This window comes from Chryseobacterium gilvum, from assembly GCF_025628965.1.
Taxonomy (GTDB): Bacteria; Bacteroidota; Bacteroidia; order Flavobacteriales; family Weeksellaceae; genus Chryseobacterium; species Chryseobacterium gilvum.
On sequence record NZ_JAOTEN010000002.1, the window covers coordinates 610,424 to 636,187 of the forward strand.

The following is a 25,764-nucleotide window of genomic DNA, read 5'->3' on the forward strand; positions in this document are numbered from 1 at the left end:
AACTTTTTATGCTCAGAAAATGAATTATCCTAAAGCAGCAAAAGGAAATCAGACCGACACATATTTTGGAACTGCCATTGCAGATCCGTACAGAGGTTTGGAAAATGATTCCGAACCCACCAAAAAATGGGTTGATCAGGAAGTTGCCTACAGCCAAAGATATCTTTCACAGATTCCTTTTCGGGATGAGATTAAAAACCAGTTGACCGATATCTGGAATTACGAAAAAATCAGCGCTCCTTTTAAAGAAGGAGATTACACGTATTATTATAAAAATGACGGGCTTCAGGCACAGTCTGTATTGTATAGAACCCACAGTAAAACAAAAGCAACAGAAGTATTTTTAGATCCGAATAAATTTTCGGAAAAAGGAACAACTTCACTTTCCCAGCTTTCATTCAATAAAAAAGGAAACTTGGCGGCGTATTCGATCTCAGAAGGCGGAAGCGACTGGAACAAAATCATTATCATTGATGCCATTACCAAAAAGCAGATCGACGAAAACATTGTAGATGTAAAGTTCAGCGGGATCTCATGGAAGGGAGATGAAGGATTCTTTTATTCAAGCTACGACAAACCGAAAGAAGGAACCGTGCTCTCCGGAATGACAGATAAACATAAGGTTTTCTATCATAAACTAGGAACAAAACAGTCGGCAGATCAATTGATTTTCGGCGGAGATGAAACACCAAGAAGATATTTAGGAGCAGGAGTTTCTGAAGACCAGAGATATTTAATTATTTCGGCGGCCAATGCGACCAATGGGAATGAGCTCTATATCAAAGATTTAAAAAATGGCGGAGATTTTATCCAGATCAATAAGGGGTTTGATGTTAATGCCAATATTGTTGATACGGAAGGCGATAACCTTTTTATTTTTACCGATAAAGATGCTCCGAACATGCGCCTGGTAAAAACTACAATTAAAAATCCGTCTCCGGAAACCTGGAAAGACGTAATCCCGGAATCAGAAAATGTTCTGGCGGTTTCTACCGGTGGCGGTTATTTTTTTGCGACCTATATGGTTGATGCCATTGATCAGGTAAAGCAATATGACAAATCAGGGAAGCTGATCAGGGAAATCTCACTTCCCGGAAAAGGAAATATTTCAGGATTCGGCGGTAAGGAAACAGAAAAAGAGCTATATTTCTCGTTCAGCAATTACATTACACCGGGAACTACTTTTAAATTCAATGCAGATACCGGAAAATCTGAAGTATATCAGAAGCCTAAAGTAAAGTTCAATCCGGAAGATTATGTTTCTGAACAGGTATTTTATACCTCAAAAGACGGCACGAAAGTTCCGATGATGATCAATTATAAAAAAGGAATTAAGCTTGATGGTAAAAATCCAACTATGCTGTATTCTTACGGTGGTTTCAATATCAGTTTACAGCCTTCATTCTCGGTTGTCAATGCAATCTGGATGCAAAACGGAGGTATTTATGCCGTTCCGAATATCCGTGGTGGCGGAGAATATGGAAAAAAATGGCACGATGCCGGTACAAAACTGCAGAAAAAAAATGTTTTCAACGACTTTATCGCGGCTGGAGAATATTTACAAAGCAAGGGTTATACTTCAAAAGAATTTATGGCACTTTCCGGAAGATCAAACGGCGGTCTTTTAGTGGGGGCAACCATGACTATGCGTCCTGATCTGGCAAAAGTCGCTTTTCCCGGAGTGGGCGTTTTAGATATGTTGAGATACAACAAATTTACAGCAGGAGCGGGATGGTCTTATGACTATGGAACAGCGGAAGACAGCAAAGAAATGTTTGAATATTTGAAATCGTATTCACCGGTTCATAATGTAAAAGCGGGAACGTGCTATCCTTCCACCATGATTATTACAAGCGATCACGATGATCGTGTTGTTCCGGCGCATTCTTTTAAATTCGGTGCAGAGCTTCAGGAGAAACAGAAGTGTGCCAATCCGATTTTATTGAGAATAGAGAAAAACGCAGGTCACGGAGCAGGAAGGGCAACTGATCAGGTCATCAGCGAAAATGCAGATTTGATTTCTTTCGCATTATACGAAATGGGAATCAAACAGTTGGCTAAATAGAAATTAGATTATTTAATCATCATACATATTAAAGCGATTTTGTTAAAACAATTTCGCTTTTTTGAGCTTAAAATCACGACAAATTATTATTCTGAAAATGCTTATTTTTAAACTTTTAAATCTGAACTTATGAGAAGGGAAATCCAGAACAAAAATCCCCAATTTACCATATCTGAAAGGCCGGTTGAAATCTATCCGTTTGAGAAAGACGGGTTGGAACTCAAATCATCTTATACCAAAAATGATGTTAAAAATAAAGCCTTAACCCAATCTTCACCGGGAATTGAACCTTTTTTAAGGGGGCCATATTCTACGATGTACGTTCAGAAACCATGGACGGTTCGTCAGTACGCCGGATTTTCTACAGCTGAAGAGTCGAATGCTTTTTACAGACGGAATCTTGCGGCTGGACAAAAAGGGCTTTCTGTAGCTTTCGATTTGGCAACGCACCGAGGATATGATTCTGATCATCCTAGAGTAGTTGGTGATGTTGGTAAAGCAGGGGTTGCTATTGATTCTGTGGAGGATATGAAAATTCTGTTTAATGAAATTCCTCTTGATCAGATTTCAGTTTCTATGACTATGAATGGCGCGGTTCTACCAGTTCTTTCTTTTTACATTGTAGCTGCAGAAGAGCAGGGCGTTTCACAGGATCTTCTTTCCGGAACAATTCAGAATGATATTTTAAAGGAATTCATGGTCCGGAATACCTACATTTATCCGCCAACACCTTCCATGAAAATCATCGCTGATATTTTCGAATATATTTCTAAAAACATTCCGAAATTCAATTCAATTTCGATTTCAGGATATCATATGCAGGAAGCCGGAGCAACTCCTGTACTGGAAATGGCCTATACATTAGCAGACGGTTTGGAATACGTGAGAACCGGTATTAAAGCAGGTATGAAAGTAGATGATTTTGCTCCGAGATTGTCATTTTTCTGGGCAATCGGGATGAATCATTTTATGGAAATTGCCAAAATGCGTGCTGCAAGATACATTTGGGCAACGCTTTTGAAGCAATTTAACCCACAAAATCCAAAATCTTTAGCCTTAAGAACGCATTCTCAGACTTCAGGATGGTCTTTAACAGAGCAAGAACCTTTTAATAATATTACAAGAACTGCTATTGAAGCATTGTCTTCAGCTCTAGGAGGAACCCAATCCCTTCACACAAATGCTTTGGATGAAGCTATTGCGCTTCCGACAGATTATTCGGCAAAAATTGCCAGAAATACACAGATTATTCTTCAGCAGGAAAGCAGAATTTGCGATGTAGCTGATCCGATGGGCGGGAGCAATCTAATTGAGAGCCTCACTCAGCAAATGATCGAAGAAGCCATGAAATTCATTGATGAGGTGGAAAAAGAAGGCGGGATGACCAAAGCCATAGAAGCCGGAATTCCCAAGATGAGAATTGAGGAGGCTGCTGCAAAAAAACAGGCTAAAATTGACAGCGGAGAAGAATTTATCATTGGTGTTAACTCATTTAAATCCAGCTTAAAACAAACCCCGATTGATATATTGGATATTGATAACACGGAGGTCAGGAGAAAGCAGATTGAAAGATTAAACAATATTAAAACCGAAAGAAATGCAGAAGCGGTTAATCAGATCCTTAATGAAATCCGTGAATCTGCAAAAACAGGAAAAGGAAATCTTCTGGCTTTATGCATCGAGGCAGCCCGGAGAAGAGTGACATTAGGAGAAATGAGCGATGCGCTGGAAGAAACCTACGGACGTTATAAAGCCAATATCAGAACCATACAAGGAGTTTACGCGATGAATGCAGGAAAAAACGAATATTTTAGTCAGGCACTTCTTCTTACACAGAAATTTGAGGAGGAAGAAGGCCGCCGTCCGAGAATTATGGTCGCCAAAATGGGTCAGGATGGTCACGACAGAGGGGCAAAAGTAGTGGCGACAGCATTTGCCGATATGGGTTTTGACGTCGATGTCGCACCATTATTCCAGACCCCGGAAGAAGTGGCAAAACAGGCCGTGGAAAATGATATTCATATTTTAGGAGTTTCATCACTCGCGGCAGGTCACAAAACATTGGTTCCACAAGTGGTGGAAGAGCTGAAAAAACTGGGTGCAGATGATATTACAATTGTGGTGGGCGGAGTAATTCCGCAGCAGGATTACGAATTTTTATATGCAAATGGCGCAGATTTTATTTTTGGGCCTGGAACCAACCTTCCTAAATGTGCGGTCGATATTCTGAATAGATTTTTAAAAAATTAGTTAATAAATTATAATTAAATTCTTTTTGCACACCATTTGTACTGTATACCACAACCAAAAAAATAGATATTATGGCTTATACAGTAGTTTCAGTTTTTCCTGCAGATATTGATGCAGATCAGGTAAAAAATAATTTGACCCAAAACGGTATTGACGAAGCAAATATTGTGATTTCAAAATCCAAACTCGAAGATGATACATCCGCTGAAGATTTCCGCGAGGATGAAAAGACAAAAGGTTTCTGGGATCATATTTTTATTCATGATAATGAATTATTAGATGCTTATCGTAGAAAAAGTGTAGGCAATACCAATATTGTTGTATACGCAGACAATTTCATACAGGCTCAGAAAGCAAAGAAAATCCTGAATGACCAAGGTGCCATTGAAGTTCATAAAAATCAGCCGGAATATACGGAAGAAGGACAAAAGAATACATCCGGATTACCCGAAGATGTATATAATGGCATCATTGCAAAGGCAAGGCATAATATTTATTTCTTAGGCTCTGAAAGAACGTACAGTTCTCCCACCAAAGGAATGAACGACGAAATGGACAGTTTGGGATCCGAAGATTAATCTCAGCAATAAATAGAAACCTGATTAAGAAATTTTCAGGTTATTTTTGCGAAAATGTGCATATTCAGAAAAATGTATATATTTGCATCTGAAAATAAAGTTTAACCCATTAAAAACAACGAAGCAATGTTCAGATTAGATCATAATTCTCCTTTCGGTTTGCCACTTATGTTAGTGAGGCTTCGTGGTTTGGTATACTCTTAGAATAACAGTACAATGATATATCAAAACCCGAAGTCGTAAGATTTCGGGTTTTTTATTGCGCAATATTTCAAACTCAGAACAGTTTTCCCGAAATCAAAATTTTTATCAGGAGCTATTTCCCGCTGTACACTGTATCTTTTTTTGCCAACGCTTTTCAAGCCCACGCAAAAAAAGGATGCCGTTTCCATCGGGGCTAATAATGCTCTGCTAAAAACCTTATAGGTTTCCAAAACCTATAAGGTTTAGAAAAAAGCAACTAAAATTTTAGTTGAAAATATGAGGTGCTTAAAGTCTAACTTCTAGCATCTAATATTTAACATCTTATTTAAAAACAATGGGAAATTTAAAATTAAAAGGAAAAGATATATTAAAACTGGGTTATCCCAACAATCAGAGTGTCAATATAGCTTTGGAAGTCATGAAAAGAAATTTTGCCACAAAAAATATTCATCACGTAAAATCTCTTTTGAAGGAAATTTTGGTCAATCCGGAAAATTTCGAAAAAGATCTGACCTTCGGACAAATTGCAGAAGCTCTACTTTCATCCAAGAAAACTGAGAAAAGAACACTCAATACAAACCGTGCTTCTTTCCATATTTTCGGAAACAACATTTCAGATGATGCCAAAAACCAATTGTACACTGCATTGAAATTGCCGATTGCGATACAGGGAGCCTTAATGCCCGATGCGCACAGCGGTTACGGACTTCCGATTGGTGGGGTTCTCGCTGTAGAAAATGCCGTGATTCCTTATGGAGTCGGGATGGATATCGGCTGCAGAATGAGCCTCAGTATTTTAGATACGCCAATTTCATATCTGGACGGCGCAAAAGATAAATACGAAAAAGCGCTTGCCGAACATACCAAATTCGGAATGTATGAAACCCATAAATCTCACGTCGATCACGAAATTTTCGACAGAGAAACGTTTGATTTGATCCCGATTCTGAGAAGATTAAAAGGGAAAGCAATCAAGCAAATGGGAAGTTCCGGAGGTGGAAATCACTTTGTGGAATTCGGGGAGGTTGAAATTATAGAAGAAGACCAACATATCAATCTTCCAAAAGGAAAATACCTCGGAATCCTTTCGCACAGCGGTTCACGCGGATTAGGAGCAGAAATCGCTCAATACTATTCAAGGGTTGCAACAGAACAATGTCCGTTGCCAAAAGAAGCGCAAAACTTCGCCTGGCTGGATCTGAATACGCATCTCGGATTAGAATACTGGACGGCAATGAATTTAGCAGGAGACTATGCATCAGCTTGTCACGAAGACATTCATAGGAGATTGGTGAAAGCAGTTGGCGGAAGAGTGAAAGCTAAAATAGAAAACCATCACAATTTTGCATGGAAGGAAATTCATAACGGAAAAGAAGTGATTGTTCACCGAAAAGGCGCGACTCCCGCAAACGAAAATGAATTGGGAATGATTCCGGGTTCAATGACGGCAAAAGGTTTTATCGTTCGCGGGAAAGGAAATCCGGATTCGCTGAACTCGGCTTCACACGGAGCGGGACGGGCTTTTTCGAGAGGTGAATGCAGAAACCGCTTCACTCAAAATGACATTAAGAAAGAATTAAAACTCAAAAATGTCACATTGATGGGCGGAAATGCCGAAGAAGCACCAATGGCGTACAAAGACATTAATGATGTAATGAATGCTCAAAGTGAGTTGGTAGATATTCTCGGAACTTTTCAGCCGAGAATTGTAAGAATGGATAAATAAAATGATTGTTAGTTTTTGGGTGATGATTGTCAGGATTTTTAACACCATCAACAAACAACTTTCAACAAACAACGAATTAAAAATAATGGACAAAATAATACAAATCACCTCGGGAAGAGGACCTTTGGAATGTCAATGGGTAGTTGCCAAAGTACTGAAGGTCTTCCTTGAGGAAGCAAAACAAAATAAAATCGATTACGAAATCATTCATCGTGAAAATGGCGATGAAAACCTGACTTTGAAATCTGCAACCTTACTTCTAAAAGGAAAAGAAGTCAATGAATTTCTTAAAAGCTGGCTCGGCAGTATTCTTTGGATTGGGAAAAGCACTTTCAGAAAATTCCATAAAAGAAGCAATTGGTTCATCGGAATTTTTGAACTTGAAGGTATGGAGAAAATTGAATTTAATGAAAAAGAAATTCAGTTTCAGACGGCGAGAAGTCAGGGAAGTGGCGGACAAAACGTGAATAAAGTAGAAACCGCAGTTCGTGCAACGTATGTAAAAACCGGGCAAAGTGTTTTCGTACAGGATTCCCGCTCGCAATTGGAGAATAAGAAAATTTCCATCGTCAGATTAAAGGAAAAAGTAATGGAATTTCATATTCGGCAATTGGAAAAAAGAATGCAGGAAACCTGGAACAATCATTTGCAGGTACAGAGAGGAAATCCGGTCCGTACTTTTTCCGGAACTGATTTTAAAAAGTATCATCAGGAGAAATCATTCAAAAAAGAAAGAAATCAATTGAAAAACGAATTAAAAAACTACAAAAATGACCTTAACTAAAAGTAAATATTACTTCGAAGCTTTAGATAATTATCCTTACAACTTACCGGGTTGTCTGGAAGCATTGAATTACGCTTTATCATATGATCCGGAAGATGCAGACAGCCTTTGTCTGATGGGAAGAATCTATAGTGAAGTGTTGACGGATTATGAAAAAGCAAAACTCTATTTTGAAGAAGCGATGTTGTACGATGTCACAAATCTCAACACTCCAAAATATTACATCAAATGTCTTTTGGATAACGAAGATTTCCAGAAAGCTGAAAAACTGATTAATTATTCACTGAAAATAAAGGGAATTGATAAATCAACACTTTGGTTCTACAGAGCTTTGCTTTCGGAAAAGAGAGGGAGTTTTCAAAATGCCTTAAAATTCCTGACTGAAGCTGAAAAATATTGCTTCACATCGCACAGCTTTAATGTTGTAAAAGACCGGAAGAAATTCATTAAGTCTAAAATGCCCAGGAAATCTAAAAAGAAAAAGGAGACGAAATAAGTCTCCTTTTTTGTAAATTTAGTTTATGAAACACTGTACTTTATTATTTTTATTGATGATCATCTCATGTAAAGAGCCTGAACTCAAAAATGAAGTTATTCTAAAAGATGAAACTTTAGATTTAAACTATGAAGTTTTAAATCAATTGATTAAGGACGATAGTCTCGCGCCTGATTTTAATCATTTAATGTATAATTTAACATTAAGTGTGGTAAGTATAGGTACAGATGATAGTGAAATAAAACCGCTTGGTATTAATTTGAAGTACGATTCAATTTTTTTGCAACAAGATTCCGCTTATTATAGAAATCAGGGAAAGAAGATGTCAAATTTCAAATTTAATAAAATTAAGATAAACAGCAATGTGAGATATATAACAGGACAGGAACTTCAAAAGCTGAGGGAAAAGAAGAAAAGTGATTTTTGGACTGAATTTGGCAAAAAATACGGAGAGAAATGTATCCGAAGTTTTTCCATACCTTTCTTCAATAAAGATAAAACAATATGTATTGTGGAAAATTCCGTTTCATGTGGTTATTTAAATGCAAACGGCTATACTGCGATGTATAAAAAGATCAATGGAAAATGGAAAGTTATAAAGTCATTTGATCATTGGATTAGTTAAATAAAAAAAGCCTTCGAATGAAGACTTATTTATACTAATTATTTTTTCACCGAAACAATATAGTCATATACCCATTGATGCTGCTCATCATTCAGTTTTGCTTTTGGAGCCATAGAATTCATAATTCCGACCCATTGTACAGGATTATGTGAAGCAGGATCCGGCAATTTATGACATCTTCCGCAGGCATTTTCAAAAATGGTTTTTCCCTGGGCAAGCTGCTCTGCAGTGGAAACAGCGGGTCCAACTGGCGCAGTAGCAGGCGTGTTCGATGCTATTTTTGGAGTGCATGAAGCCAATAGGACAGCAATACAGGATAATATCACAATACGTTTTTTCATTCGTTTAAAATTTGATTAAAACAAATGTATGAATTTCTCTATAAGCAATCGTATTCGTTTGATTTAAAATAAAATTTGATAAATAGTCAGTTTGCATTCAATCATCCTTCACTTTCTCACAATTAATTATTATTTTTGAATGCATGAAATTTTCTACAGAAGAGCTGATTAAAGGAATACAGTCGGGCGATAAGCGCCTGATTGCAAAAGCGATTACTTTGGTAGAAAGCAAAAAAGATGAACACCGCAATCAGGCAGAAGACCTGCTGAAAGAGATCATGCCTTTTACCGGGAAATCTATTCGCGTAGGGATCACAGGGGTTCCGGGAGCCGGAAAATCCACTTTTATAGAAAATTTCGGAAGAATAGCCATCTCAAATGGTAAAAAAGTCGCTGTTTTAGCGATTGATCCAAGTTCCGCCATTAATAAAGGAAGTATTTTAGGGGATAAAACCAGGATGGAAGAGCTGGCAAAAGAAGAGAATGCTTTTATACGGCCTTCTCCAAGCTCAGGGTTTTTAGGCGGAGTCGCCAATACGACTTTCGAAACCATGATGATCTGTGAAGCGGCAGGATATGATTATATTTTAATCGAAACGGTTGGGGTAGGACAATCGGAAGTTTTGGTCAATGATATTACCGATGTTTTCCTGTTTTTAAAAATCATTGGCGGCGGAGATGAGCTGCAGGGAATTAAAAGAGGGATTATGGAAATGGTTGACGTTATTTTCATTAACAAAGTAGAAGAAAGCAACCTGCAGAAAGCAAAAAATACGAGGCTTGAGCTAAAGCGGGCCTTAGATTTTATTCCTTCCAAAGAAAAAGACTGGAAAGTTCCTATTTTGTTAGGATCTGCTCTTAATAATGAAGGTCTTTATGAAGTTTTTGAAAAGATAAGTGAATTTATCGATTTAAAAAAGAAAACGGGCAGGTTTGAAACCGTAAGAATACAACAATCTGAAAAGCGTTTTGAATACTGGGTTCAAGAATATATTCTTACAATGATGAAAAAAGACCAATCACTGGAAGCAGCCTACGCTGAGCACAAAAAAAATGCCTCGGCGAGAATTTCAAATCCAAGTACCGAAGCAAAATTATTTGTAGACAAGTTTTTATCAAAAGATTAAAGTTTCTCTTTTACTTTTATATCTTCATTTTTAGAAATATAGCCATCATACGTGATTGGCTGGCGGTCATTACTTCTGATGGAAGTAAATGCCTTCCCGTTTTTATAAACTTCGATGTTGATGTCTGAAACGTTGCTTACATCATTAGGCTTAATGAGAAAAATCCAGTTTCCTTTTTTATTTTGGGATTTGGTGACCGTATAATCTTTAGAGGTAAATCGATAGCCACTTTTAGAAGAATCCCCGTAAGATGGATTAAAAACCCTTCCGAAATAAGGCAGCACCACTTCAAGATTGTTTTTTCTCAGTTCGATACTGTAACCATCCCCATCCAATTGTAAAATCCTTGTTGAAGGAGAATTAGGAATGGAGTTCATGACATTGATAACATCATAATTCGTAGGATTGGCTCTCTGCGCATGAAATGTAAATTCTTCCGCATTTAATAACTGGTTAACCATCTGAGAATCTGCTGTATTCTGAGATGAACAGTTTTGGAACATCAGAATAAAAGAGACGGCGAATATCAGTAAAATATATTTTTTCATAACAGGAATATTAATTCATATCTATAGCAAAATCTATGCAAACAGCAGTCCGTCTTTTTTTGGAATAGAAATTGTAAAGAATGAATGATAATACCCTTAATATGAAAATTACACATTTACTAGGAATAGGAGCAACAGTATTGTCTGTTGCCGCTTGTACAACAAACCCGATTACCGGGAGATCATCTCTGCAGCTCGCAAACAATTCTCAGATTGAAGCGATGGCATTGCAGCAGTATAAACAAACTTTGAATGAATCAAAAGTAATCACAGGGTCACAGGCTCAAAGTGTAAAAAATGTAGGCAACAGAATCAGAGGCGCTGCAGAAAAATATTATGCAAGTATCGGAAGAAGTGCAGATTTGGCCAATTATAAATGGGAGTTTAACCTTCTTCAGGATAAGCAGGTCAATGCATGGTGTATGCCGGGAGGAAAAGTGGCAGTATATTCAGGGATTCTTCCGATTACCAAAGACGATACCGGACTTGCAGTAGTGATGGGACACGAGGTTTCTCATGCTTTGGCAGGGCACGGAAATGAAAGGATTTCACAATCGATGGTGGCGCAATATGGAGGAGCAATTTTAGGAGGATCAATCTCTAATTCACAATGGGCGAGTGTTTTTCAACAGGTATATCCTATTGGTTCGCAGGTAGCATTATTAAAATACGGTAGAAATCAGGAATCCGAAGCAGATGAGATGGGACTTTATCTGATGTCTATGGCAGGATATGACCCAAGACAGGCAATCCCTTTCTGGAACAGAATGGAATCTGCTTCTACGGGAGCAAGACAGCCGGAATTTTTATCTACGCACCCTAACCCGGAAACCAGAATATCAGATATTCAGAAAGATTTACCTAAAGCTTTAGAATATTATAAGGCAGCAGGAGGAAAAGGCTAGAAGATTTTGTAACTTCCATGCAAACAAAACAATCATTATGAAAGGTATTTCAATAACAGGATTAATCCTTCTCGCCATCTCTGCGTTGCTATTTTATCTTACCACAGATTTTACGGTGGAAAAAATTACAATTTCGCATGTGATGGGAGTGATGGCAGGAATAGGAATAGGTTTGATTATCGGCGGAATGATCGGATATGTAAGTAAAGGTTCGGCAATAAAAGCTGAACAGCAGAGAAGAGAATTCAAACAGCTTCAGAAAGATAAAGAAGAACTTGAAAAGCAAGCCGCAATAATCGCAAAGCGGGAAGCAGAGCTTGAATATCAAAATAAAAATCCTCAAATATAATTTGAGGATTTTTTATATATCTGTAATATGATTTTAAAATTTGTAACCGACACCTACCATAAATAAATTAGGTCTGTTGTCGTACCGTACTTCTTCACCGGAAACTTTATTGATAAAATTTCTGGAATCTTTACTGATTGCGCCCTCATATTTTGCGTTTAAAATCAGCTTTTTAATTTCAAGCTGAGCACCAAACTGGTACCCTACGGTGAAATTATCTCTTGCATTTTCGTTAAAATCGTTGAAGGTATCTTCTTTACTCAGATTATAACTAGCAACCGGACCTACAAATACCCCCACTGTATTTCCCAAAATATTGTACCCTAAAAGTACAGGCACGTCTATACGGCTGCTTTTAATATCAAAAGTAGTATTGGAGGTGGTAAATTCGTTTTTAAAATTAGTGTAATATAATTCCGGCATCAGGAAAAGTGAAGTCGGCAGGCTTATTTTTAAAGATAAACCGGCATTGAATCCTACATTATTTTTTCCTTCCCCTTCAATAGCCTGATTTACGGTGCCTTTAATGTTTTGCCATGATGGAGATCCTGTCGGAAAGATCAGATTCGCTTTTGCCGCCAGTGAAATTTGTGCTGATGCAAACAGCGAAAAAACTACGAATGCGATGCTATAAACCTTTTTCATTGTCTTCAATTTTAGTTATTGTATTTTCAATAGTTTTATTGTTTTCGAGCAAATACTCTCTCAGTTCTTTAAATAGTTCCGATGAATAAACGAAATCAATCAGGTTTTTATTACCTGCCGTGATCAGAATGTCCTTGTTTCCTTCCCATTCTTTGATGCCCAGTCTCAGATATACAATTTTTTCGCCAATTGTCATCACAGAATTCATATCATGGGTATTGATAATGGTGGTGGTATTGTATTCTTTGGTAATTTCCAGCAATAAATCATCAATTACATTAGAAGTATAAGGATCAAGACCAGAATTAGGCTCGTCACAAAATAAATATTTGGGATGGTTTACAATGGCTCTTGCAATCGCTACACGTTTTTGCATCCCACCGGAAATCTCAGAAGGAAATTTTCTGTTGGCTTTATCCAGATGCACTCTCCCGATTACTTCAAAAACCCTTCTTTTCTTTTCTCTGTACGTAAGATTGGTAAACATATCGAGCGGAAACATAATGTTTTCTTCAACGGTTAAAGAGTCAAACAAAGCACTGCCCTGAAACAGCGTACCAATCTCTGAGCGAAGCTGTTGTTTTTCTTCACGGTTCATCACGTTGATATCTCTTCCGTCGAATAAGATTTCCCCGGAAGACGGCTGATAAACATTCAGCAAGCTTTTTAGAAAAACAGTTTTTCCGGAACCACTCTGCCCAATAATAAGATTGGTTTTACCCTTTTCGAACGTGGTTGAAATTCCTTTAAGCACTTCAACATCACCAAAACTCTTTTTAAGATTTTTTACCTCAATCATCAGCTTAATATTAATTGGGTTAAAATTAGTTCAGAAATAATAATAAATACCATTGTCCAAACCACAGCCTGTGTACTTGCTCTTCCGACTTCGAGAGAACCTCCATTTACAAAATACCCAAAATAAGAGGGTACTGTTGCGATAATGAAAGCAAAAACCGTTGTTTTTGTAAAAGCATAAATCACAAAAAGATTCGGCATATACATCTGAATACCCGAAATATAATCTGCTGTCGTCCAGTTTCCGGTAAGTATTCCGGCAATATATCCTCCTGCAATACCAAAAACGATACTGATCGCAATCAGGAGTGGATTAAAGATCATACAGGCAAGAATCTTTGGTAAAATTAAAAAATTAGGAGAATTTACTCCCATGATATCTAGTGCGTCGATCTGTTCGGAAACACGCATGGTTCCAATGGTTGAGGCAATATAAGAACCTACTTTTCCGGCAAGAATCAAGCTGATTATGGTAGGTGAAAATTCAAGAACCAAAACCGCTTTAGTCGCATAGCCTACAAAAGAAGGCGGAATAGGGAAAGAAGAGGCATCGAAGTTATTAAACATCTGTATTGATACTACTGCACCCACAAAGATCGAAGTAAAGATGACCAACCCAAACGAATTGACGCCCAAATCGTTGATTTCTCTCATAAACAGCTTCCAGAATACCCTCATTTTTTGAGGTTTTTGGAGCGATTTCCCAAGAAGAATCATGTATTCTCCTATCGCTGTAAAAAACTTTTTTAACATTCTGCTAAATTAGACTATTTTTATTAAAGCTTTATTTATTTTGCCTTTTTATCACCACGTAAAACAAGCCAAATGGTCTTTAAAATAATGACCATATCCAACACAAAACTCCAGTTTCTTACGTAAAAAGCATCCGCAAGAATGCGTTTATTCATCTCTACTTCTACATTTCCGGAGTCTCCTCTCAAACCATTCACTTGTGCGAGACCCGTAATTCCCGGATTAACGAGACTTCGGAGGCTGTATCTTCCTATTTTCGGTTTATAATAATTATCAACTGCAAGCATGTGAGGACGGGGTCCCACAACGGACATTTCACCTTTTAAGACATTGATAAACTGCGGCATTTCATCCAAACTTGTTTTTCTTAAAAACTGTCCTATTTTGGTAATTCGTTCATCATTTTCGCTTGTCGTTTTTGAAGATGATTCTTTATTCACCACCATAGTTCTGAATTTTATACATTTAAAAACCTCTTCATGAAACCCATATCTTTTCTGAATAAAAAAAACAGGCCCTTTTGAGGATCTCTTAATTAAAAAAGCAATGATCGGGAACAACCAAGAGCAGATCAAAACTAAGACCAATATTGAAAACAGGATATCAAATGTTCTTTTGATGATGAAATTAGAATAATAGTCTAAAGGATATTTTACCTGATTTAAAACCGGTTGGGTCTGTATATATCCAAGATCATAGAAAAAGTAACTGTTCTGAGTGATATTCGGGATCAGTGAGATGTGAACTTTGTGAGCTTCTGCCAGCCGGAAAATTTCGTCCTGGATTTTTTCAGAAAATGAGTTTTCAGTAGGGATAAATAAGGTATGAATTCCATTTTTTTTCCAAAATTTGGCAAGTTCTTCAGAATCAAGTTCAGATCCTTCATAGCTGAAGATTTTATATCCGAAATCTTTTCTCTCTATAAGTGTATTTTTTAAGACTTGTGTAGAATTATTTTCAAAAATAAACATCACATTTCTATGATTGATTCCCAGAGTCCGGATATATTTTATGGCAAAATAAATAAGAGATTTAGAAAGTATAATAAAAAACAGAAGATATATTGAGAGTACTGAAAGTTCAGAGCTGAAAAACTGGTTATTACTCACTTTCCGGATCAGCAGCAATCCGATCAAAAACAATAAAAAATGTATAATTATTCGTTCTATAAAAAGGATGTATGTAATATTTCTCGCGATATTATAAATCTTTGTTCTCCCACTTAATAAAATCCAGAAGAATATAAGCAGCAAGAGGGGAAACGAGTTTTGATACCATACCTCTTGATCATAGATAGAATACTGATTTCTGCTTACAGAAAAGAAAATAAAAATAGATGCAATCACCAAAAGGTCAAGCAGGATGATAATTGATTTTAAATACCTGGAATACCGTATTCTTTGCATCTATACTAAATGTGAAACGCTAAAATACATAATTTCTACGGAATGTTAAGATATTTATGAGTCTGAACAGAAGCCTGCCATTGCGGGTTGAGCAAAATAAAATCGGTAATTTTAGGATACATCTCATCTCGTTTGCTCCATTCGCTCTGGAGGTACAGCTTACAGTTTTCGGAAACTTTGGCTGCCTGTTCCTGCGCAAATGTAAAATCGTTGTTATTAAAAATAATGACTTTAAGTTCGCTTGCCTTTTGATAAATTTCTTCTTTCGGGAGCCCTGTTTTTTTCGGAGACAGCGTAATCCAGTCGATATGGCCACTCATAGGATAAGCGCCGGAAGTTTCGATATGAACGGTACATCCCAGCTCTTTTAATCTTGAAGTCAAGATATCCAGATTCCACATCAGAGGTTCACCACCTGTCAAGACAATTGTTTTACAGTGGCTTGCTGCTGTTTCTGCAATTTCTTCAGCATTCATCAGAGGATGTAGGTTTGGGTCCCAGCTTTCTTTTACATCACACCAGTGGCATCCTACATCACATCCTCCGAGCCTGATAAAATAGGAGGCTTTTCCGGTATGTGCACCTTCTCCCTGCAGCGTGTAGAAATGTTCCATCACGGGGAGCATTCCGCCTTCTTTCAATAAAATCTCTTCTTCTCTATTCATTTTACATTAATCATTATAGACCGAAGTTTTGTATGCAATGATGGTGTTTTTCATCAGCATCGCTCTGGTCATAGGTCCCACTCCTCCCGGAACAGGGGTAATCCAGCTCGCTTTTTCTGCACAGCTGTCAAAATCTACATCACCTGCAAGATAATATCCTTTCGGGGAATCATCATCTACACGGGTAATTCCTACATCGATGATAACGGCTCCGTCTTTGATCATTTCACCTTTTAAAAAATGAGGATCTCCTAAAGCTGTGATGACAATGTCTGCTTTTTTGGTGTACTCTTCAATATCTTTGGTATAAGAGTGCGTTAAAGTTACCGTAGAATTTCCCGGGAAGTCTTTTCTCCCCATCAAGATGCTCATGGGTCTTCCAACGATTTTACTGCGTCCAATGATTACGCAGTCTTTACCTTTGGTTTCAATATTATAGCGTTCCAATAACGTTAAAATTCCGAAGGGGGTCGCCGGCAAAAAGGTATCCATTTCTAAAGCCATTTTACCGAAATTCTCAGGATGAAAACCGTCTACATCTTTTCTTGGATCTATCGCCAGAATAATTTTTTCCTGGTCGACCTGTTTCGGCAAAGGCAGCTGAACAATGAAGCCATCTACTGATTTTGATTTATTAAGCTCATCTATTTTTTCAAGCAGCTCAGATTCAGAAACGGTGCTTGGAAACTTTACCAGTGTAGAACGGAAACCCACCTCTTCACAATCTTTCACTTTAGCATTTACATAAGCTTTACTTGCTCCGTTGTTCCCTACAAGGATGGCCACTAAATGGGGTGCCCTTCTCTTGGTTTCCAGGATTTTTTCAACTTCTGCTTTAATTTCTGCTTTAATTTCTTTAGATACTTTTAATCCGTCAAGAATTTCTGCCATTGTACTTTATTGAATTTTAATTAATAGGATAATCTTATTTATAGAATTCTTGAATTATTTGAATTCTTTATAGTAATTAATCAACCCGTTTGTCGAGCTGTCGTGGGAGCTTACTTTTTCATTACTTTCCAGTTCCGGCAGGATTTTATTGGCTAAAACTTTTCCAAGCTCCACTCCAAACTGATCGAAACTGAAAATATTCCAAATAATGCCCTGAACAAAAATTTTGTGCTCATACAAAGCAATTAACTGTCCTAATGAAAAAGGAGTTAACTCATTGAATAATAATGAGTTTGTAGGTGTATTTCCGTGAAAAACCTTATAATTTAATACAAAATCGATTTCTTCATCAGATTTTCCTGAATCTTTTAATTCTTTCTCAACTTCTTCTTCCGTTTTCCCAAAAGCAAGTGCTTCGGTCTGCGCAAAAAAGTTTGCTAATAATTTATCCTGATGATCAGAAATTTTGTTTGGACTTTTTGCATAGGCAATAAAATCTGCAGGAATCAGTTCTGTTCCCTGATGGATCAGCTGATAAAACGCGTGTTGGCCATTTGTTCCGGGTTCTCCCCAAATAATAGGTCCTGTTTCGTATTCTACAAACTCACCGTTTCGGTCTACACATTTTCCATTGCTTTCCATATCACCTTGTTGAAGATATGCTGCAAACCGGTCTAAATATTGAGAATAAGGTAGGATTGCATATGTCGTTGCCGCATAAAAATTGCGGTACCATATACCCAAAAGCCCCATCAGGACTGGAATGTTTTTGGAGAAATCTGCAGTCTGAAAATGCTGGTCCGTATCAAAAGCTCCTTTCAACAGTTGCTCAAAATTTTCATACCCCATTGAAAGGACAATGCTTAATCCTATAGCGCTCCAGAGTGAATATCTTCCGCCTACCCAATCCCAGAATTCAAAAATGTTTTCTTCTGCAATTCCAAAGTCTTTAACGGCCTGAACATTAGTAGATAATGCGACAAAATGTTTAGCGACGTCTTGCTGCTTTCCGGCTTTCAGAAACCAGTCTTTCGCAGAATTGGCATTCGTCATGGTTTCCTGTGTCGTAAAAGTTTTGGAAGCAATGATGAATAAAGTAGTTTCCGGATTTAAATTTTTAACCACTTCTGCAATGTGATTTCCATCAACATTGGATACAAAGTGCACATTTAATCTCGTTTTAAAATGTTTCAGAGCAGAGACAACCATTACAGGCCCTAAATCTGAACCTCCGATACCGATATTTACAACATCTGTGATTTCTTTTCCGCTAAAACCTTTGTGATTTCCTGAAATGATGCTTTCAGAGAAAACTTTCATATGATCAAGAACATTTTTAATCTGTGGCTTGATGTTTTCGCCGTCTACCATGATTTCTTTGTCAGAAAAGTCTCTTAAGGCAGTGTGCAGAACGGCTCTTCCTTCTGTTTCATTGATTTTATCTCCCGAAAACATTTTAGAAATAGCCTCTTTCAACTGACATTCTTCTGCTAAATTCAGTAAAAGCTCTTTTGTTTTTCCCGTGATCAGGTTTTTAGAATAATCGAAGAGAAAATGGTCTTTTTTTATCGAAAATTCCTCAAAACGATTGGGATTATATTGAAAAAGTGTTCTCAGCTCCAGGTCATTTTCTGCGAAATGATCCTCTAATGCTTGCCAGCTTTTTGTTTGGGTAGGGTTTATTTTTGATAGCATAAATTGCGGGTATATTACAAGGTTTTGGAATAGCTGCTCAAAACTATTACATCTAAAGATGAGTTACAAGCTGCAAATTTAAGGAAAAAATGAATGAGGTGAATGTCTAATTAAGGAAACAAAACATATTAAAACAATCAACCTCTACAATAATGCAGAGGTTGAGGTTATTGTAGAGCAATCAAAGCTCAGGTTTGATCATACTCTTAACCATCAATTCTTTTAATTGATTTTCTTTTTCTGAAAAAATAAAAAATGATGCCTGCAACAATCAATAGCGGCCAAACCGTGATCAACCCTACGAAAATTCTCTGAATCAGATAAAAGCCAGAGATGAATGCATCTTTCACATCATAAATAAAATTAAACTGGTATTTGTTATCAATATGCGATGTATTGGTTACTGCGATTTCGGCAATACGCAGTTTTGGTTCTTTAATGAAAATATCAACCGTGCTGTATTTTAAATGGTCGGTAACCTCCAGATTGGCAAGTTGCTGCTGGTTTTTTTCAGCCCTATTTTCATTGCTCATTTTTACCTTGTCTTTATTGGTCTTAAGCGCAGAAATGTTCTCTTCTGTCTTGCTGATTCTTTTTTCTTCCATTTCAGCATACCGAATGCTTGAGGTCACATCTTCGGCATTAATTATTCTTGCATTCAGGAACAGTTTTTTATCATTGATTAAGGTTAAAAGTCCACCCAGTTTTGATACAGGAACCCTTACCTGCATAGAATTTTCAGTTTGATATTTCCGGATAAGTGTGGCTTCGTTATCCGAAGTATTGTAAGAATCTTCCGCAACGATATTGCTTCTCAGATTGCTGTTGATTACGAAACCTCCTAATTCCTGCACGGTTTTTTCAATAGAAACGGTTGCATCGTACACATCTTTTACGTCCATATTTACCTCTGCGGTTTTGATGAATTGTTTGTCTTTCACATTCATCGTTGCTGCAGAAGAAATATCGTCGGATACTGCCGCAGCAGAATCCGCGCTTACAGAAGCTTCATAATCGTTTACATTTGCTTCTCCTTTTTTACATGAATACATTCCTAATAGAAGAACGGTTACTAATGATAATCTGATGTAAGTGGTTTTCATATGTAAATATTTATTGTTTTCCTACCTCAAAGTTCAGGAGGAACCGTTTGTAACGTTTGAAAATAAAAACAAAAAACTTGTAAATCAATTATTGAATTTAAATCACTTAAAATCAATGTTTTGTAAAACTGTATTTGTTGTATGTGTGGTATTCGGATTGATTTTTGCTTTGTTTTTACAATTAAATCACCATCCAGATTATGTCAAATGCTTTTTCAAAAATCAGAAACGCTATAGAATTGTTCAGATCAATAGATTTTGACCAGCTTAACTCAATTTCACGAAAAGTAGACCTGCCCAAACTTATGCAGAATTTTTCTAAGCTTGATGAAAAGCAATTGAAAGGGTTAACAAAAATGCTCGATCCCGAAAAGCCAAAAAAAATACTTCCCGATATTGATGGAGATTTCTACGATATCTATCATACTTTAACGCCCGAACAACGTGAAGTACAGCTGAAAGTAAGAAGATTCATGGAAGAAGAAGTAAAACCGTTGGTGAATCATTACTGGCTCAGAGATGAATTTCCCCATGAATTAATCCCAAAATTTCAAAAACTTAATATTTGCGGCGTTACCTATCAAGGTTATGGCTGCCCCGGAATGCCCTTTTTAATGGAAGGGGTCATCGCTATGGAAATGGCGAGAATTGATGCTTCTATTGCTACTTTTTTTGGGGTACAGTCAGGTTTGGCAATGGGCTCCATTTATATGTGCGGATCTGAAGAGCAAAAGCAAAAATGGCTTCCCCAGATGCAGAAATTTGAGAAAATCGGAGCTTTCGGACTAACGGAACCTGAAGTAGGATCCGGAGCTGCTGGTGGTTTAACGGCAACCTGTAAAAAAACAACGGAAGGATGGGTTTTGAACGGACAAAAAAAATGGATCGGAAATGCAACGTTTGCAGATGTGATCATCATTTGGGCAAGAGATGTAGATGATGGCGAAGTGAAAGGGTTTATCGTTGAAAAAAACAATCCGGGCTATTCTGTGGAAAAAATTAAAGGAAAAATGGCGCTGAGAATTGTGCAAAATGGCTTAATCACTTTAAAAGACTGCATCATTTCGGAAGAAGACAGATTGCAGAATGCCAATTCATTTAAAGATACCGGAAATGTGCTGAGAATGACCAGAGCCGGAGTTGCATGGATGGCGACAGGATGTGCAAGAGGAGCATATGAAAGCGCTTTGGCATATACCAAAACAAGAGAGCAGTTTGGGAAACCGATTGCTTCTTTCCAAATGATTCAGGGGCATCTTGTAGAAATGCTATCGAATCTTACCGCTATGCAGACCATGGTTTTCAGGCTGTCTGAAATGCAGGATGAAGGAATCTTAAAAGATGAGCATGCTTCTTTAGCCAAAGTGTTTTGTACGATGCGCACCAGAGATATTGTTTCCAGAGCGAGGGAAGTTTTGGGCGGAAACGGAATTCTTTTGGAATATGATGTGGCAAGATTCGTCGCCGATGCTGAAGCTATCTATTCTTATGAAGGCACAAAAGAAATTAATTCTCTGATTGTAGGGAGATCAATTACCGGGTTCAGTGCTTTTGTATAGATGTATAAAGTGAATGGTCATTCGGCAATGAGAATAATAACCGCCATTGACCATTCACTATTACTTTTTATTGTACCAACGCTTTATATTTATCCTTATTGTCAATAATCATCCAAAGGTTGATTAAAAATAAAACTCCCGCGATTGACATTCCCGTTGTCGATTTGTCTATTGAGAAATTGTGCAACAAAATCCCTACCATTACCGGTAGAATGATGATTGCTCCTAAAGCTCTGGTTTTAGGAAATATAAATAATAATCCTCCAATGATTTCTACAGCTCCTACTAATGGCATAAGCCAATGCAGCTCTCCAAAAGCGGCAAAAACTTTCATCTGTTCAGGTGTTGCTTTCGGCATGGGCATGTAGTGAAGAAATTTGTCGAGACCGGCATTGATAAACATAAGCCCAAAAAGAAGGGACACAATAAACTTTACGATTTTCATGATGTTGATTTTTACTCAAATGTAAATAAAAAATTCATTCGTTTGTCAAATCAGCAATAAATTTTATATAAAAGTGGTTTTATTATCTATTGTTTCCGTTTTTATGCTAATCCATTTCTTTTAAAGTAATCCTTTTTGAAATTTTATAGGTTTTTTTCTTTTTGTGAGGTTTGTCGTCTTCACCTAATAATTTTCCCCATGGTTTTAAGCCATCTACTCTTTCAAATATGATTTTAATGATTGCAATTGCCGGGATACAGAGAAACATTCCTGAAATTCCCCAAAGATGTTCACCAATAAGAATTCCCAAAAAAGAAAACAGCGCATTGATTTTTACCTTAGAGCCGACAACAAATGGCAGAATAATATTCCCGTCAACAATATGTACCGCAATATAGCCGAGAGCGACATAAACACACGTTGAAACGGTACCTGTTGCAAAAGCGATAAAACAGGAAATCAACAGCGAAATGCAGATTCCGATGTAAGGAATGACGTTCAGCAACCCTGTAAGAACACCAAGAAGAATGGCATACTTTACTCCTAAAATACTGAGAACAATTGTAGTAAGCGCAGATACGATCACAATCTGAAGGCAAAGCCCAATGATGTATCTTTTGGTCATGATTCTTACTTCAGACACCACTTCCTGAACACTGGCTTTATGTTTTTCGTTAAAGACATTAATGATAAAATTATTTAAAATTCTCCTGTAATTTAAAATAAAGATAAAAAACAGGATAAAGAAGGCCAGAAAACCGAGGCTGGTCGAAAAAACACCTAAGGTAAATCCTAAAATCACTCCGGATGAAGACAGCAGTTTACTGAGTCCCTGATCCAGATAATCAAGCTGCTCATCGATTCGTACATTAAAAGTATGTGATACCCATTTCTGAAGATTATGAAAAACCATATTAAACTGCTTGCTGAGGTGCGGAACATCTCTGCTGAAGCTTGAAATCTGCGAACCGAAGAAATAAATAAGCCCGGTGAGAATGACCAGCATCATCAATACGGAAATAATCGTAGAAACAGATCTTGGAAGCCTAAGTCTGCGTTCGAGAAAATTGGCAATCGGTAAAAAAAGCATTGCCATAAGAAACGCCAGAAAAAACGGCGCCAGAATGCTTTGGCCCAGATCAAGAAGATATCCGATCCCGATGATCGAAATAACGGCCAAAGCCAATTTTTGCAGAAAAGGGATTTTAAAGAAATTCATAATAAATAATAGGTAGTTAAAAATAATAAAACCTCACCGTTTATAGATGAGGTTTTACATTTATTATTGAATATTTATTTTTCTATAGCCAGATCAAGGACTTCGGTCATCCAGCTTACATAGTTTACTTTCAGGTTTTTCAGATAATCCTGCTTGATCTCTTCTACATCTTTCCTATTGGCTTCACAGAGAATGACTTCTTTAATTCCTGCTCTTGTTGCAGCCAGCAGTTTTTCTTTAATTCCTCCTACAGGAAGCACTTTTCCGCGTAAAGTAATCTCTCCTGTCATCGCAAGATGAGGTCTTACTTTTTTATTTCTGAATGAAGAAACCATTGAAGTGAGCATGGCGATTCCGGCAGAAGGCCCGTCTTTAGGGGTGGCTCCTTCCGGAACGTGAACGTGGATGTTTTTCTTTTCAAGATCATCTTCTGTAATTCCCAGTTCGTCATGTTTTGCCTTAATATATTCTAAAGCAATCGTCGCAGATTCTTTCATGACCGTTCCCAGATTTCCGGTCATCGTAAGATTTCCTTTTCCGTTGCTGATGATGCTTTCAATGAATAAAATATCACCTCCCACACTGGTCCACGCAAGACCGGTGACAACACCGGGAACGTCTGTAAGCTCAGATAGGCTTTTCGGTCTTGGAACTCCGAGGATTTCATCAATCTTATCAACCGTAATTTTCGGATCATATTCTTTAACCAAAGCAGTCTGTAATGCTGCCCAACGCGCAATTCCGGCGATTCTTTTTTCTAAAGTCCTCACACCGCTTTCTGAAGTATGCGCCTCGATAATATGTTTCAGCTCAGCATTTCCAAGTTTGAAAGATTTGGAAGTCAAACCATTTTCGTCCTGCTGTTTTTTGATTAAATGTCTTTTAGCAATCTCTGTTTTTTCTTCTAAAGTATATCCTGCAATCTGAATAATTTCCATTCTGTCCAGAAGTGGTGTCTGAATGGTTGATAATGAATTGGCGGTAGCAAGAAACATCACTTTAGACAAGTCATATCCCATTTCAAGGAAATTGTCATAAAATGAGCTGTTTTGTTCCGGATCCAGAACTTCCAGAAGCGCCGAACTCGGGTCTCCGTGCATTCCTTTTCCTACTTTATCAATTTCATCCAGAACAATGACGGGATTTGACGTCCCGGATTTTTTAATGGATTGAAGAATCCTTCCCGCCATCGCACCGATATAGGTTTTTCTGTGACCGCGGATCTCGCTTTCGTCATGCAGCCCGCCTAAAGAAACACGTATGTATTTTCTTCCTAACGCATCTGCGACTGATTTCCCGAGAGATGTTTTACCCACTCCGGGAGGGCCTACCAATAACAGGATAGGAGATTTCATATTGTTTTTTAATTTTAGAACCGCCATGTGCTCCAAAATTCTTTTCTTGATATCTTCCAGGCCGAAATGCGCTTTATCTAAAACTTTTTCAGCTTTATCAATATCGAAAGTATCTTTGGTAAAAGTTTCCCACGGAAGATCGGTAAAGAAATCCAGATAATTTCTCTGTACGTTATAATCCGGTGAATTCGGGTTTTGTCTCTGTAATCTGCCTATTTCTTTCTGGAAATGTTCTTCTACTTCCGGTTTCCAGTTTTTATCTTTTGCTTTTTTCAGTAAATCTTCAACATCACTTTCCGGACCGCCGCCAAGCTCATCCTGAATGGTTCTGATCTGCTGATTGAGAAAATATTCTCTCTGCTGCTTATCAAGATCTTTTGAGGTTTTTTGATGGATCTGATTTCTCAGCTCCAGCTTTCTGAAATCTTCATGCATCATCTCGTAGCACTTATTGGCTCTTTCCATGAGGCTTTTTTCTTCCAGGAGTTTTTGTTTCTCAGGATACGGGAAATTGGCATTGGTGCAGATAAAATTCAGCAGGTCATCATTATTGTTGATGTTTTTGATTGCAAAATTAGCTGCATTGGGAATATTGGGATCCAGCTCTATGATTTTAAGAGCAAGGTCTTTAATATTTTCCAGCAATGCTTCATATTCTTCTTTATTCTTTGCTTTTATATCTTTCAGTTTAGATATTTCAGCTTTAAAATAAGGCTGTGTTTCTATCGTTTTCTTTATTTTAAATCGATGAAAACCTTTCGTGATGGCAGTGATATTTCCTTCGGGAAGCTTAATGATCTTGATAATCTTTGCCAAAGTTCCCGTCTGATAAATGTCTTTTTCTGTAGGCTGCTCCTGATCAGAATTTTTCTGGCTTACGATACCGATAAAATCACCGTTTTGCTGCGCCTCTTCCAGAAGCTGTATGGATGCCTTTCTTCCGGCAGTGATAGGGATCACTACTTTCGGGAACATCACCATATTTCTCACGGGAAGAATCGGGAATATAATCTGTTCGGTATTTTTTTCAGTTTCATTAAGGTCAGATAAATCGATTCCTTCAGCAACGATATCAAATCCTTCTCCTATAATCTCATCAAAATTTATATCTTCAAATTCTGTCATAATAAATCGAATGACAAATTGTCATTTCCAGTTTAAATCGTTAAATAGATGTTTCAAAATATGGATAGAAGTCTATTCATACTCGTGATTGATAAATTTGTCAATAC

Annotated in this window: 24 protein-coding genes; 11 read left to right on the forward strand and 13 right to left on the reverse strand. The window is 37.4% G+C overall.

Annotated features, from left to right (window positions below; translation table 11 throughout):
* Positions 1–19: 19 nt before the first annotated feature.
* The 7 genes from N0B16_RS09580 to N0B16_RS09610 all read left to right on the forward strand — a co-directional run bounded on the left by N0B16_RS09580 (position 20) and on the right by N0B16_RS09610 (position 8,728).
* Positions 20–2,065 carry a prolyl oligopeptidase family serine peptidase gene (locus N0B16_RS09580; protein ID WP_262990788.1) on the forward strand — a complete coding sequence of 682 codons (2,046 nt, stop codon included), beginning with the start codon at positions 20–22 and terminating at the stop codon, positions 2,063–2,065.
* Positions 2,066–2,194: 129 nt separating this feature from the next.
* Positions 2,195–4,315, forward strand: a complete 2,121-nt coding sequence (scpA, locus tag N0B16_RS09585) for a methylmalonyl-CoA mutase (protein WP_262990626.1) — start codon at positions 2,195–2,197, stop codon at positions 4,313–4,315.
* Positions 4,316–4,386: 71 nt separating this feature from the next.
* Positions 4,387–4,893 (forward strand): hypothetical protein, encoded by a 507-nt coding sequence (locus tag N0B16_RS09590; RefSeq protein WP_262990627.1) that lies wholly within the window; start codon positions 4,387–4,389, stop codon positions 4,891–4,893.
* Positions 4,894–5,431: 538 nt separating this feature from the next.
* Positions 5,432–6,823, forward strand: a complete 1,392-nt coding sequence (locus N0B16_RS09595; protein ID WP_262990628.1) for an RtcB family protein — start codon at positions 5,432–5,434, stop codon at positions 6,821–6,823.
* Positions 6,824–6,908: 85 nt separating this feature from the next.
* Positions 6,909–7,607, forward strand: coding sequence for a peptide chain release factor H (gene prfH / locus N0B16_RS09600; RefSeq protein ID WP_262990629.1), 699 nt, complete (start codon positions 6,909–6,911; stop codon positions 7,605–7,607).
* Positions 7,594–8,103, forward strand: a complete 510-nt coding sequence (locus N0B16_RS09605; protein WP_262990630.1) for a tetratricopeptide repeat protein — start codon at positions 7,594–7,596, stop codon at positions 8,101–8,103. Before prfH ends, N0B16_RS09605 begins: the two co-directional genes overlap by 14 nt.
* 25 nt (positions 8,104–8,128) lie before the next feature.
* Positions 8,129–8,728: a hypothetical protein gene (locus N0B16_RS09610; protein ID WP_262990631.1), complete on the forward strand. Its 600-nt coding sequence runs from the start codon at positions 8,129–8,131 to the stop codon at positions 8,726–8,728.
* 38 nt (positions 8,729–8,766) lie between these two features.
* On the opposite strand, the gene N0B16_RS09615 is transcribed toward N0B16_RS09610, so the two are convergent.
* Complete coding sequence (locus tag N0B16_RS09615; protein ID WP_262990632.1) at positions 8,767–9,069, reverse strand: c-type cytochrome; 303 nt, start codon at positions 9,067–9,069, stop codon at positions 8,767–8,769.
* Between the two features lie 143 nt (positions 9,070–9,212).
* Here N0B16_RS09615 and meaB point away from each other — a divergent pair, with 143 nt between their 5' ends.
* Positions 9,213–10,196, forward strand: a complete 984-nt coding sequence (meaB, locus tag N0B16_RS09620) for a methylmalonyl Co-A mutase-associated GTPase MeaB (protein ID WP_262990633.1) — start codon at positions 9,213–9,215, stop codon at positions 10,194–10,196.
* On the opposite strand, the gene N0B16_RS09625 is transcribed toward meaB, so the two are convergent.
* On the reverse strand, positions 10,193–10,744 hold the full coding sequence (locus tag N0B16_RS09625) for a DUF4251 domain-containing protein (RefSeq protein ID WP_262990634.1): 552 nt from the start codon (positions 10,742–10,744) through the stop codon (positions 10,193–10,195). The two genes, meaB and N0B16_RS09625, sit on opposite strands and share 4 nt — an antisense overlap.
* A gap of 101 nt (positions 10,745–10,845) precedes the next feature.
* On the opposite strand from N0B16_RS09625, the gene N0B16_RS09630 reads away from it, so the two are divergent.
* Positions 10,846–11,649 carry a M48 family metallopeptidase gene (locus N0B16_RS09630; RefSeq protein ID WP_262990789.1) on the forward strand — a complete coding sequence of 268 codons (804 nt, stop codon included), beginning with the start codon at positions 10,846–10,848 and terminating at the stop codon, positions 11,647–11,649.
* A 37-nt stretch (positions 11,650–11,686) separates the two neighbouring features.
* Positions 11,687–11,998 carry a hypothetical protein gene (locus N0B16_RS09635; protein WP_262990635.1) on the forward strand — a complete coding sequence of 104 codons (312 nt, stop codon included), beginning with the start codon at positions 11,687–11,689 and terminating at the stop codon, positions 11,996–11,998.
* A gap of 33 nt (positions 11,999–12,031) precedes the next feature.
* Here the strand turns inward: N0B16_RS09635 and N0B16_RS09640 are convergent, their stop codons facing one another.
* From N0B16_RS09640 to N0B16_RS09675, 8 genes are all read right to left on the reverse strand, one after another.
* Positions 12,032–12,643 carry an outer membrane beta-barrel protein gene (locus tag N0B16_RS09640; RefSeq protein ID WP_262990636.1) on the reverse strand — a complete coding sequence of 204 codons (612 nt, stop codon included), beginning with the start codon at positions 12,641–12,643 and terminating at the stop codon, positions 12,032–12,034.
* Positions 12,627–13,442, reverse strand: a complete 816-nt coding sequence (locus N0B16_RS09645; protein ID WP_262990637.1) for an ABC transporter ATP-binding protein — start codon at positions 13,440–13,442, stop codon at positions 12,627–12,629. Before N0B16_RS09645 ends, N0B16_RS09640 begins: the two co-directional genes overlap by 17 nt.
* Positions 13,442–14,194: an MlaE family ABC transporter permease gene (locus tag N0B16_RS09650; protein ID WP_262990638.1), complete on the reverse strand. Its 753-nt coding sequence runs from the start codon at positions 14,192–14,194 to the stop codon at positions 13,442–13,444. Before N0B16_RS09650 ends, N0B16_RS09645 begins: the two co-directional genes overlap by 1 nt.
* 35 nt (positions 14,195–14,229) lie before the next feature.
* Entirely contained in the window at positions 14,230–15,600 is a 1,371-nt protein-coding gene (locus tag N0B16_RS09655) for an exopolysaccharide biosynthesis polyprenyl glycosylphosphotransferase (protein WP_262990639.1), read from the reverse strand.
* Between the two features lie 35 nt (positions 15,601–15,635).
* Complete coding sequence (locus tag N0B16_RS09660; protein WP_262990640.1) at positions 15,636–16,265, reverse strand: 7-carboxy-7-deazaguanine synthase QueE; 630 nt, start codon at positions 16,263–16,265, stop codon at positions 15,636–15,638.
* Between the two features lie 6 nt (positions 16,266–16,271).
* A complete protein-coding gene (locus N0B16_RS09665; RefSeq protein ID WP_262990641.1) occupies positions 16,272–17,156 on the reverse strand; it encodes a bifunctional 5,10-methylenetetrahydrofolate dehydrogenase/5,10-methenyltetrahydrofolate cyclohydrolase in 885 nt (294 codons plus the stop codon).
* 54 nt (positions 17,157–17,210) lie between these two features.
* Positions 17,211–18,851 carry a glucose-6-phosphate isomerase gene (gene pgi, locus N0B16_RS09670; protein WP_262990642.1) on the reverse strand — a complete coding sequence of 547 codons (1,641 nt, stop codon included), beginning with the start codon at positions 18,849–18,851 and terminating at the stop codon, positions 17,211–17,213.
* A gap of 206 nt (positions 18,852–19,057) precedes the next feature.
* Positions 19,058–19,954, reverse strand: coding sequence for a DUF4349 domain-containing protein (locus tag N0B16_RS09675; protein WP_262990643.1), 897 nt, complete (start codon positions 19,952–19,954; stop codon positions 19,058–19,060).
* Between the two features lie 200 nt (positions 19,955–20,154).
* Between N0B16_RS09675 and N0B16_RS09680 the strand changes: the two genes are divergently transcribed.
* Positions 20,155–21,513, forward strand: a complete 1,359-nt coding sequence (locus N0B16_RS09680; RefSeq protein ID WP_262990644.1) for an acyl-CoA dehydrogenase family protein — start codon at positions 20,155–20,157, stop codon at positions 21,511–21,513.
* Between the two features lie 67 nt (positions 21,514–21,580).
* Here the strand turns inward: N0B16_RS09680 and N0B16_RS09685 are convergent, their stop codons facing one another.
* From N0B16_RS09685 to lon, 3 genes are all read right to left on the reverse strand, one after another.
* Entirely contained in the window at positions 21,581–21,958 is a 378-nt protein-coding gene (locus N0B16_RS09685; RefSeq protein ID WP_262990645.1) for a MauE/DoxX family redox-associated membrane protein, read from the reverse strand.
* 106 nt (positions 21,959–22,064) lie between these two features.
* Positions 22,065–23,177, reverse strand: a complete 1,113-nt coding sequence (locus N0B16_RS09690) for an AI-2E family transporter (protein ID WP_262990646.1) — start codon at positions 23,175–23,177, stop codon at positions 22,065–22,067.
* 74 nt (positions 23,178–23,251) lie between these two features.
* Complete coding sequence (gene lon, locus N0B16_RS09695; RefSeq protein WP_262990647.1) at positions 23,252–25,657, reverse strand: endopeptidase La; 2,406 nt, start codon at positions 25,655–25,657, stop codon at positions 23,252–23,254.
* Positions 25,658–25,764 lie beyond the last annotated feature (107 nt).